This is a genomic window from Roseomonas populi (assembly GCF_024594815.1).
Classification (GTDB): Bacteria; Pseudomonadota; Alphaproteobacteria; order Acetobacterales; family Acetobacteraceae; genus Roseomonas; species Roseomonas populi.
In genome coordinates this window covers 396,645-406,120 of the sequence record NZ_JANJOU010000001.1, presented here as the reverse complement: position 1 = coordinate 406,120, position 9,476 = coordinate 396,645, and the positions used below count along the sequence as shown (strand labels likewise).

Below are 9,476 nucleotides of genomic sequence, written 5' to 3'. Positions count from 1 at the left end.
GACGCCAGCCGGCGGCGCAGCCGCCGAAGCCGCCTCAGCCGCCCAGGCCGTCCCAGATCAGCTTCGTGCCGCTGACCGCCAGCAGCACATACACCACGTTGTAGAAGGTGCGGTCGCTGATCCGCTTCTGCAGCCATATGCCCAGATGCACCCCGATGGGCGCGAAGGGGACCAGGACGAGGCTGGTCAGGATGTTGCTCCAGTCCAGCAGCCCCAGGCCGATATACGGCACCAGCTTCACGTAGTTCATCACCCCGAAGAACACCGTGGTGGTGGCCGCCAGCACCTGCCGGTCCAGCCTCAACGGGTAGAGATACATGGCCAGCGGCGGCCCGCCCTGATGCGCCAGGGTGCTGGTGAAGCCGGAGGCCGCGCCGAAGAGCCAGGCCCTGGGCGTGCTCGGCGGGGCAGGGGGCGGCAGCGCGCCCCGCAGGCGCTGCAGGATGCCGCGCGCCAGGAAGGCCAGCGTCAGAACCCCCAGCAACAGGCTGATCGCCTGCGCCGTGAAGAGGCCGAAGGTGAGGGAGCCGATGGCGATCCCCAGCAGCCCCGCCGGCAGGATCGCCCTCATCTCCCGCCCGCTCCAGCGCCCCCACCAGGCGCGCAGCCCTGCCACGTCCATCACGCAGAGCACGGGCAGGGCGATCCCCACCGCCTGCGGCGCCGGCACGATGGTGGCCATCAACGGCACCGAGACGTTGCCCGCCCCGGAGGCGAACCCCCCCTTGCTGATCCCGTTCAGCAGGAAGGCCGGGATGGCCAGGGCGTAGAACCAGGGGTCGGTGATGAGTGGCACGGGCCGAACCATGCGCCGCGGGGCGCCCGCGCACCAGCGCCCCCCGCTGACATGCCGCCCGTTCCGGCCTACAGCCCATTCACCGACTACGTGCCGCAGGAAATGCCCATGGACCACATGCAGGACCCCGTCTGGATCGCCGCCCTGGCGGCTGTCATGGCGGCCACGGGGCTCGTCTCCGGCACTCTGGCTGGGCTGCTCGGGGTCGGCGGGGGGATCGTCATCGTCCCCGTGCTGTTCAACGTCTTCCCCTTCCTCTCCATCCCGGAGGCGGTGCAGATGAAGCTGGCGGTGGGCACCTCGCTCGCCACCATCATCCCCACCTCCATCCAGTCCGCCCGCAAGCACCACGCCCGCGGCGCCATGGACGTGCCGCTGCTGAAGGCGATGATCCCCTCCCTCGTCGTGGGCGTGCTGATCGGCACGGTGATCGCCATCTGGGTCCGGGGCTCCACGCTCACGGCCGTCTTCGCCGTCATCGCGCTGCTGGTCGCGCTCAACATGGGCTTCACCGGCGTCGATTCCCGGCTGCGCGAGACCTTCCCCACGGGGATCCTCCGCCAGATCCTCGGGGTCTTCATCGGCGGCATCTCCGCCATGATGGGCATCGGCGGCGGCACCGTCGGCGTGCCGCTGCTCAACCTCTTCGGCACGCCCATCCGCTCGGCCGTGGCCACGGCCTCCGCCTTCGGGATCGTCATCTCCATCCCGGCCGCCATCGGCTTCATCTACGCTGGCTGGGGCAACCCGCTGCTCCCGCCCTTCAGCCTGGGCTACGTCAACCTTATCGGGTGCCTGCTGATCGTGCCCACCTCCATGCTCGCCACCCCCTGGGGCGTGCACCTCGCCCACACCATCCCGCCGCTGGCGCTGAAGCGGGCCTTCGCCGTGTTCCTGGGCATCACGGCGGTCCGGATGATCTACTCCCTGGTGACCTGAGGCGGTGACCTGAACACGTCACCGGCGGGGGGCTTGCCAGCGCGCCCCGGGCAGGGTTGAACCCGCCCCCTTTTCGCGGGGAACGGCGCATGCAGCCCGTCATCGGCATCGATTTCGGCACCACCAACAGCGTCGTCACCGCCCTGCGTCCGGACGGCACGGCGGAGACCCTGGCCCGCGACACCGGCGAGGTCTTCCGCTCCGTCCTCTGCTTCTGGTCGGACCCCCGGGGCGGCGCCATGCGCCACGCCGCCGGGCCCGCGGGGATCGAGGCCTATCTGGAGGAGCCGCTCGCCTCCCGCCTCGTCATGTCCATGAAGAGCTACCTGGCCCAGCACAGCTTCACGGAGACCCGGATCTTCGGCCGCCGCTTCACGCTGGAATCGCTGGTCGCCCTCTTCCTGCGCGAGCTGCTGGCCCCCTTCGCCGCGACGATGGAGGGCGCGCGGGTGGTGGTGGGCCGCCCCGTCCGCTTCGTGGGAGACAGGGCGGACGACGATTTCGGCGAGACGCGCCTGCGTGCCGCCTTCGCTGCCGCCGGCCTGCCCGCGGTGGAGGTGGCGCTGGAGCCCGCCGCCGCAGGCCAGCGCTTCGCCGCCGGGATCGACCGCCCCTCCACCGTGCTGGTGGGCGACTTCGGCGGCGGCACGAGCGACTTCTCCGTCATGCGCTTCGACCCCGGGTCGCCGCTTGGCGTATCCCGGCCGCCGGCCCGGGTGAGGGCGCTGGGCCATGCCGGCGTGGGCCTGGCGGGGGATGCCTTCGACACCCGGATCATCGACCGCGTTGTCTCCCCCCGCCTGGGCAAGGGGGACGAGTACCGGATCATGGGCAAGCCGCTGCCCGTGCCCCCGGCCTGGTACGCCAGCTTCGCCCGCTGGCACCAGCTGCCCCTCATGCGCGGCCCGAAGACCCTGCGCGAGATCGCCGAGGTGGCCCGCACCGCCGACCACCCGGAGCGCCTGCACAGGCTGGTCCAGTTGATTGAGGACGAGGCGGGCTACGCCCTCTACCGCGCCGTCTCCTCCGCCAAGGCCGCCCTCTCCTCGGCCGAGGAGACGGTCCTGCACTTCCAGCACGAGGACTTCACCATCGAGGCCCCGATCGCCCGGGCCGAGTTCGAGGCCTGGATCGCCCCCGACCTCGCCCGCATGGAGGCCGCGGTGGACGCCGCCCTGGCCGATGCCGGGATCGGCCCGGACGGGGTGGACCGGGTCTTCCTCACCGGCGGCACCTCCCTGGTCCCGGCCGTCCGCGCCCTCTTTGCCCGGCGCTTCGGGGAGGAGCGGATCTTCGGCGGCGGCGAGTTCGTCTCGGTGGCCGAAGGGCTGGCGCTGATGGGCCGGGATCAGAGCTGATCGTAGGCGAAGAGGAGGGTCAGCCCGGCGATCCCCAGCAGCCCAAGGACGAAGAGCAGGTCCGCCATTCGCTCGAGCCAATGGCTGAGGCGGGGACGCATCTGGACCAGGCGGATCGCCGAGTAGGAGAGGATGACGCTGGCCAGGAAGATCACGCTGACCAGCCCGCCTACTTCATCCGCCCGGCTGTCGCCCCCTACCTGGCTCTCCAGGAGCTTCACCAGGCCCACCAGGGTTGTGCAGATGCCGATCATCGTGCCCGCGCTGGGCAGGATCTGGCGCGCGACCTTCAGGTCCTCGGGCGGGGCCGGATCGGGCATGGGCGGCATTTCCTCGTCGGCCGCGGCCCCGACCTTCCCCCGGAGATCGCCCGGGAGGATCAGCCCGCGGCGCGGTTCCCACGCATATACCGCCTTTCCGGCCGGTAGGCGGAACGGGTGAAAAGGCGGCGCAGGGCGCGGCGCAGGCGCTTGATCATGGGGCGGCTCCCTCGGCAGGGACATGTTGCAGTGCGATAGTAAACCGAACGTCACCCCTGCGACATGGTTTGCCGCCTCCGCGGTTGACCCGGCGCCCCGGTACCCATATACCGCGCCCTCTCCCCGGGGGACGGCTCACGTCGCCCCGCCCCTCGACGTGTGGCCAGGCTGACAGATGAAGATCCGTAACTCCCTCAAGACCGCGAAGACGCGTGACAAGAACTGCGTGCTGGTGCGCCGCCGCGGCCGCCTTTACGTGCTGAACAAGAAGAACCCGCGCCTGAAGGCCCGCCAGGGCTGAGGTTGCGGCGCGGCGGGATTCGTCCCGCCGCGGCTAGGCGAGCCCGGCGGGGCTATTCCGCCGAGTGGGTCACCGCCTCGATCTTGTTGCCGTCCGGGTCCCGGACGAAGGCGCCGTAGTAGTTCGCGTTGTAGCTCGGCCGCAGGCCCGGGGGACCGTCCTCCGTGCCTCCCCCCCGCCAGCGCCGCACGGTGAAAATCCCGTACCATCGCCCGCGTGCCCGCCGCGAAGGCGACATGCGCGCCATTGCCCGGCCCTGCGGGCCGCACGTCCACCGGCAGGACGAGGCTGAACAGGATGTCCCCCGTTCCGTAATGTGCCCCGGCGTCGTCCTGCTTGATCAGGCGCAGCCCGATCGCGCCCAGCACCGGGTCGTAGAAGGCCCGGGCGCGGGCGATGTCGTTCGTGCCGAACGAGACGTGGTGGATCATCCTCTGGCTCCGCCCCTCCTGCCGCCAGCCCCTCCGAGGCCGGCACGCCCCCCGTAACGGCACGCCGGCACCCCGGTTCGGCTTGCCCCGGCCCCGCCGCGATCCCAATCTGGTTTCCAAGCACCGAAGGAACGCCCGCATGATCGCCCTGCCCCTGCCCAAGCCGGAGGTGCTGGGCCGCCGCAACGAAATCCTGGCCGGGCTGCGCGCCCTGGTTCCGGGAGACGGCGTGATCACCGAGCCCCTGCGCCTGCGCCCCTATGAGACGGACGGCCTCTCCGCCTACCGCCAGATGCCCCTGGCGGTCGTGCTGCCCACATCCACCGAACAGGTCGCCGCCGTACTGCGCTTCTGCCGGGACAACGGCGTGCGCGTGGTGCCCCGCGGTGCCGGCACCAGCCTCTCCGGCGGCGCGCTGCCGCTGGCGGACGCGGTGGTGGTCGGGATGATGCGGATGAACCGCATCCTGGAGGTCTCCTTCGAGGACCGGCTGGCGGTGGTGGAGGCCGGTGTCACCAATCTCGGCATCACCAAGGCCGTGGAAGGGCAGGGCTTCTTCTACGCGCCCGATCCCTCCTCCCAGCTCGCCTGCATGATCGGCGGCAACGTGATGATGAACTCGGGCGGCGCGCACTGCCTGAAGTACGGCGTGACGGCCAACAACCTGCTCGGCGTGAAGATCGTCACCATCGATGGCGATGTGCTGGAGATCGGCGGCGGCCACCTGGATTCTGCCGGCTACGACTGGCTGGGCCTGATCACCGGCAGCGAGGGCCAGATCGGCATCGTCACCGAGGTCACGGTCCGCATCCTGCGCGCGGCGGAGGGCCAGCGCGCCATGCTCGCCGCCTTCCGCAGCACGGAGGTGGCGGGCGCGGCCGTTGACGCCATCATGGCCAGCGGCGTCATCCCCGTGGCGCTGGAATTCATGGACCGTCCCTGCATCCACGCCTGCGAGGCTTTCGCCCATGCTGGCTACCCGCTGGACGCGGAGGCGATGCTGATCATCGAGGTGGAGGGCAGCGCTGAGGAGCAGGACGCGCTGCTGGAGGCCATCCGCAACATCTGCGCGCGCTTCGATCCCATCTCCATGCGCGTCGCCACCAGCGCGGAGGAATCGACGGCGATCTGGAAGGGCCGCAAGGGCGCCTTCGGGGCCGTGGGCCGCATCTCGCCCGACTACCTCTGCATGGACGGCACCATCCCCACCGGCGAGTTGCCCCATGTTCTGCGCCGGATCGGGGAGATGAGCGAGGAGTACGGCCTGGGCGTCGCCAACGTCTTCCACGCCGGCGACGGCAACCTGCACCCCCTCATCATGTTCGACGCCAACGACCCCGAGAGCTTCCGCAAGGCCGAGGCCTTCGGCGCCGACATCCTCAAGCTCTGCGTGGAGGTGGGCGGCTGCCTGACGGGCGAGCACGGCGTGGGCGTGGAGAAGCGCGACCTGATGACCGTGCAGTTCACCGCCCCCGAACTCGCCCAGCAGCGCCGCGTGAAATCGGCCTTCGACCCGGACTGGCTGCTGAACCCCGCCAAGGTCTTCCCGCTGGAGGGCAACCAGGCCCTGACCGTCGCCGCTGAATGAGCGCCGTCCTCGACCTCGCCCCCGCCACGGAGGAGGGGATCGCCACTGCCCTCCGTAACGCCGCCGCTCCGCTGGCGGTGGAGGGCAACGGCACCAAGCGGGGGATGCTGCGCCCGGTCCAGGCATCCCGCACCCTCTCCACCCGCAACCTGACGGGCATCACCCTCTACCGCCCGCAGGAGATGGTCCTCTCCGCCCGCGCCGGCACGACGCTGCCGGAGATCGAGGCCGCCCTGGCCGAGAAGAACCAGATCCTCGTGCCGGAGCCGCCCGACCTGCGCGCCCTGATGGGCGTGCCGGATGCCCCGCCGCCGACGATCGGCGGCCTGGTCGCCGCCAATCTTTCCGGCCCCCGCCGCATTACCGGCTTCGCGCTGCGCGACGCGGTGCTGGGCATCCGCTTCGTCAACGGCGCGGGGGAGGTGCTTCGCTCCGGCGGCCGGGTACACAAGAACGTCACCGGGCTGGACCTGTGCAAGCTGCTCGCGGGCAGCCACGGCACGCTCGGCGTCATCACGGAGGTGACGCTGAAGCTTGGCCCCGCCGCCGGGCGCACCGCCACCCTGGCCGTCCCGGTGGAGGACGAGGCGGCGGGCATCGCCACCCTCTCGGCCGGCCTCACCAGCCCCTACGGCATCACCGGCGCGGCGATGCTGCCCGCCGGCAGCGCGGCGGCGGGCCTGTCCGGCCCCGTCGCCCTGCTGCGGCTGGAAGATGTGGAGGCCTCGGTGGAGTACCGCATGGGCCGCTTGCGCGCGGCCCTGCCCGGCGGGCGCGTGCTGGAGGGCGAGGCGTCCCGCGACCTGTGGCGCGCCGTCCGCGAGGCAGAGCCCCTGTCCCCGGGTGAGGCGGAGGCGGTGTGGCGCCTCTCCCTCCGCCCCTCGGCCGCGCCGGCGGCCGTGCGGGCGCTGCGCGGGGCATTCGGCGCCCGCTGCCTGCTGGACTGGGGCGGCGGACTGGTCTGGGCCGCCGGCCCCGCCACGGAGGCGGCGCACGAGGCCGTGGCCGCTGCGGCGGGGGCCGCCCGCGGCACCTTCACCCTGTTCCGCGCCCCGGACCCGCTGCGCGCCGCCGTTGCCGTCCTCCCGCCCGAACCACCGCCGCTGGCCGCCATCGCGGCGCGGGTGAAGGCGGCGCTGGACCCCTCGGGGCGCCTCAACCCCGGCCGGATGCGCGCGGGCGCCTGATCACGCATTACTGTCTGTTGCAGATGCGGCGGCGCGGCCAATCTCCGCCTCCGAATCCTACGGAGGAACAACAGACGTGACGCGGTTGACGATCCCTCGCCAGGGCGCCCTTGCTCTTGCCTTTATCGCTGGTCTCTCCGGGCAGGCCCTCGCCCAATCGCGGGGAAATCCGAGCTTCAACGTCGTCAACCGCTCCGGCCAGGTCATCGAGCAGCTCTTCGCCTCCTCCGCCCAGCAGAACACCTGGGGGCGGGACTTGCTGGGGAACGACGTGCTGGCCGATGGCGGCAGCTTCGCCGTGCGCCTGCCCGCCGGCCAGTGCACCAATGATGTCCGCGTGGTCTATCAGGGCGGGCGCTCCGAGGAGCGGCGCGGCATCGACACCTGCCGCACGAACGAAGTGGTTTTCGGCCAGCAGGGCCAGGGCGGGGGGCGCAGCGCGGACGGCAAGCGCGGCGGCGCCGCCCAGCCCGGGCGTTCCGGCAACCCCTCCTTCAACCTCGTGAACCGCACCAACAAGACGATCCAGGTGCTGCGCGCCTCCCCGGGCTCCGACAGCAACTGGGGCGAGGACCGGCTGGGCAACTCCACCGTTCCGCCCGGCGGCCGCTTCGCCATCCGCCTGCCGGCCGGCGAGTGCAACTACGATGTCCGGGTGGAGTACGAGAACCGCTCCGCCGAGGAGGTGCACGGCGTGGACCTCTGCAGCGTCACCGACGTGACCTTCCCCGACCGGGGCTGAGGCACCCGGCCCGTTTCTAGCCGTCCCATCACGATCCGGCCGCGAGCGCCGATCGTGATGGGATCAGGGGCAGGACGGGACCGATCAACCGACCGAACGCTGATCGCCGGGCAGTTGCGCCAGAACGGCCCCTCCTAGGTGAAACCGGCGCGGCTGAAGCGGCAGATCGACGCGACGGTGGATACCTTCAAGCTGCCCACGCCGGAGCAGGCCTCCACCGACGAGTTCCTGCCGCCGAAAAACCTGCGGATGCTCTGAGAGCGGGAAGAGGGCGGACCCTCAGCCCGCCTCCGCCGCCGCCAGCTCGTCCACCGTCCGCACATAGGCGTCCGCGTCGAACTTCTTCAGCGTCGCGGCGCCGAGCGAGCGCACGTTGCCATAAACCGGACGAGGCCCCCAGGGCCGGTCATGCAGGCCGAAGAGCCAGGTGACGTTGGTGAAGGAATTCGCGTCCCGCCCGTCGATGAAGTAGCGGTTGTTCAGCCGCAGCGTCGTTTCGAAAGCCTCTTCCGGAGAGGCGGACCATTCCAGGATCTTCTTACCCCAGTACATGCGCATGTGGTTGTGCATGTAGCCGGTCTCGCGCATCTCCTTCATGGCCGCGTTCCAGTAGCGGTCATGGGTCTCGCCCGCCTCGAACTGCGCGGCGGTGTAGAGGAAGGGCCGCGGATCGCCCCGGTGCGCGTCCAGCGTCTTGCGCGCCCAGGCCGGGGCGGCCTCGTAGCTGTCGTAGCGCGGCTCGTAGCGCAGGTGGTTCATCGCCAGCTCCCGCCGGACGATCAGCTCCTCCAGGTAGGATTGCCGGTCCTCCGGCCCGCCCACGGGCGATTCCCGCACCGCCAGCCCGATTGCCACGGGCGAGATCTGGCCGAAATGCAGGTAGGGACTCATGTGGGACGCCGCGCCCGCCTCCGGGCGGCCGCGATTCGTGCCGTATTCCGCGAAGGGGCCAGCGAGGTAGCGCTTCAGCCGCCGCTCCGCCTCCGCCGTACCACCCCGGAAGCGCCGCACCGGCCGCACCGACTGGTCCGCGCGCAGCCCGGCGACGAGCCGCGGCACGTCGGACAGATCGAGCGTGCTCTCCGGCACCGCCTCCATCTTCCGCCGCACCCGCCGCTCCTTCATCGGCACCAGGTACTCGTCCAGCAGCCGCCCGATGCGCGGCCGCAGCGTGCGCGCCCCGATCTCGTGCTTCGGCGAGGCGGTGCCCACCGGCACCACCACGTCCCCCTCCACCCGCACCACGCGCCAGGGGCAGCGCGCCGCGAAATCCGCCTGGAAGGCGAGGGGAGGGCGCAGCTCGCTCCGGTCGCAGACCACCAGCGCGGCGTCCCTCGCCATCTCAAGCGCCGTTTCCACCGGCGGGGCCCTGCGCGCGACGTAGCCGATCCCCCGCTTCTCCAGCGCGGGCCCGACCTCCGCCATCCCCTCCAGCAGGAATGCCCAGTGGCGGGCGTTCACTTCGGGGAAGCCCTCGGCGATGCCGTAGCAGACGAGAACGGGCAGGCCGCGCTCATTCGCCAGGTCCACCGCGTGCTCCAGCACGGGGTTGAAGCGCGCGCGCTGGGACAGCCCCATCCAGTAGAGGACGTAGCGGCCGTCCGGGTTCTCCGGCGCGTCCTTGATCGTTTCGATGCGGCTGGGCTGGATCATCG

General features: G+C 71.3%; 10 protein-coding genes and 1 pseudogene. 6 read left to right on the top strand and 5 right to left on the bottom strand.

Annotation, left to right across the window (positions count from 1 at the left end; genetic code table 11):
• Positions 1-34 precede the first annotated feature (34 nt).
• A complete protein-coding gene (locus NRP21_RS02045; RefSeq protein WP_257714492.1) occupies positions 35-796 on the bottom strand; it encodes a sulfite exporter TauE/SafE family protein in 762 nt (253 codons plus the stop codon).
• Positions 797-904: 108 nt separating this feature from the next.
• Here NRP21_RS02045 and NRP21_RS02040 point away from each other — a divergent pair, with 108 nt between their 5' ends.
• Both NRP21_RS02040 and NRP21_RS02035 read left to right on the top strand, forming a co-directional pair.
• On the top strand, positions 905-1,735 hold the full coding sequence (locus NRP21_RS02040) for a sulfite exporter TauE/SafE family protein (RefSeq protein ID WP_257714491.1): 831 nt from the start codon (positions 905-907) through the stop codon (positions 1,733-1,735).
• 89 nt (positions 1,736-1,824) lie between these two features.
• Positions 1,825-3,093, top strand: a complete 1,269-nt coding sequence (locus tag NRP21_RS02035) for an Hsp70 family protein (protein WP_257714490.1) — start codon at positions 1,825-1,827, stop codon at positions 3,091-3,093.
• Here the strand turns inward: NRP21_RS02035 and NRP21_RS02030 are convergent.
• Positions 3,084-3,413: a hypothetical protein gene (locus tag NRP21_RS02030; protein WP_257714489.1), complete on the bottom strand. Its 330-nt coding sequence runs from the start codon at positions 3,411-3,413 to the stop codon at positions 3,084-3,086. The two genes, NRP21_RS02035 and NRP21_RS02030, sit on opposite strands and share 10 nt — an antisense overlap.
• A 334-nt stretch (positions 3,414-3,747) precedes the next feature.
• Here NRP21_RS02030 and ykgO point away from each other — a divergent pair, with 334 nt between their 5' ends.
• The gene (ykgO, locus tag NRP21_RS02025) at positions 3,748-3,873 is read left to right on the top strand and encodes a type B 50S ribosomal protein L36 (protein WP_209376756.1); all 126 of its coding nucleotides are present in this window, start codon (positions 3,748-3,750) and stop codon (positions 3,871-3,873) included.
• Between the two features lie 52 nt (positions 3,874-3,925).
• On the opposite strand, the gene NRP21_RS02020 is transcribed toward ykgO, so the two are convergent.
• Together NRP21_RS02020 and NRP21_RS02015 are read right to left on the bottom strand one after the other, a co-directional pair.
• Positions 3,926-4,063, bottom strand: a complete 138-nt coding sequence (locus NRP21_RS02020) for a VOC family protein (protein WP_257714696.1) — start codon at positions 4,061-4,063, stop codon at positions 3,926-3,928.
• Positions 4,064-4,076: 13 nt separating this feature from the next.
• Positions 4,077-4,304: pseudogene (locus NRP21_RS02015) on the bottom strand (VOC family protein); the annotation flags it as partial.
• Positions 4,305-4,443: 139 nt separating this feature from the next.
• Between NRP21_RS02015 and NRP21_RS02010 the strand changes: the two are divergent.
• The 3 genes from NRP21_RS02010 (at position 4,444) to NRP21_RS02000 (ending at position 7,821) form a co-directional block, all read left to right on the top strand.
• Entirely contained in the window at positions 4,444-5,892 is a 1,449-nt protein-coding gene (locus NRP21_RS02010) for an FAD-linked oxidase C-terminal domain-containing protein (protein WP_257714488.1), read from the top strand.
• Complete coding sequence (locus tag NRP21_RS02005; RefSeq protein WP_257714487.1) at positions 5,889-7,079, top strand: FAD-binding protein; 1,191 nt, start codon at positions 5,889-5,891, stop codon at positions 7,077-7,079. The genes NRP21_RS02010 and NRP21_RS02005 overlap by 4 nt, the downstream gene beginning before the upstream one ends.
• A gap of 76 nt (positions 7,080-7,155) precedes the next feature.
• A complete protein-coding gene (locus tag NRP21_RS02000; protein ID WP_257714486.1) occupies positions 7,156-7,821 on the top strand; it encodes a hypothetical protein in 666 nt (221 codons plus the stop codon).
• Positions 7,822-8,100: 279 nt separating this feature from the next.
• Here the strand turns inward: NRP21_RS02000 and NRP21_RS01995 are convergent, their stop codons facing one another.
• Entirely contained in the window at positions 8,101-9,474 is a 1,374-nt protein-coding gene (locus NRP21_RS01995; protein ID WP_257714485.1) for a deoxyribodipyrimidine photo-lyase, read from the bottom strand.
• Positions 9,475-9,476 lie beyond the last annotated feature (2 nt).

What these genes read in the sequence shown, in the direction of transcription:
- NRP21_RS02040 (WP_257714491.1), top strand. Translation starts at nt 905, where the DNA reads ATGGACCACATGCAGGACCCCGTCTGGATCGCCGCCCTGGCGGCTGTC.
- NRP21_RS02035 (WP_257714490.1), top strand. Translation starts at nt 1,825, where the DNA reads ATGCAGCCCGTCATCGGCATCGATTTCGGCACCACCAACAGCGTCGTC.
- NRP21_RS02030 (WP_257714489.1), bottom strand. Translation starts at nt 3,413, where the DNA reads ATGCCCGATCCGGCCCCGCCCGAGGACCTGAAGGTCGCGCGCCAGATC.
- ykgO (WP_209376756.1), top strand. Translation starts at nt 3,748, where the DNA reads ATGAAGATCCGTAACTCCCTCAAGACCGCGAAGACGCGTGACAAGAAC.
- NRP21_RS02010 (WP_257714488.1), top strand. Translation starts at nt 4,444, where the DNA reads ATGATCGCCCTGCCCCTGCCCAAGCCGGAGGTGCTGGGCCGCCGCAAC.
- NRP21_RS02005 (WP_257714487.1), top strand. Translation starts at nt 5,889, where the DNA reads ATGAGCGCCGTCCTCGACCTCGCCCCCGCCACGGAGGAGGGGATCGCC.
- NRP21_RS01995 (WP_257714485.1), bottom strand. Translation starts at nt 9,474, where the DNA reads ATGATCCAGCCCAGCCGCATCGAAACGATCAAGGACGCGCCGGAGAAC.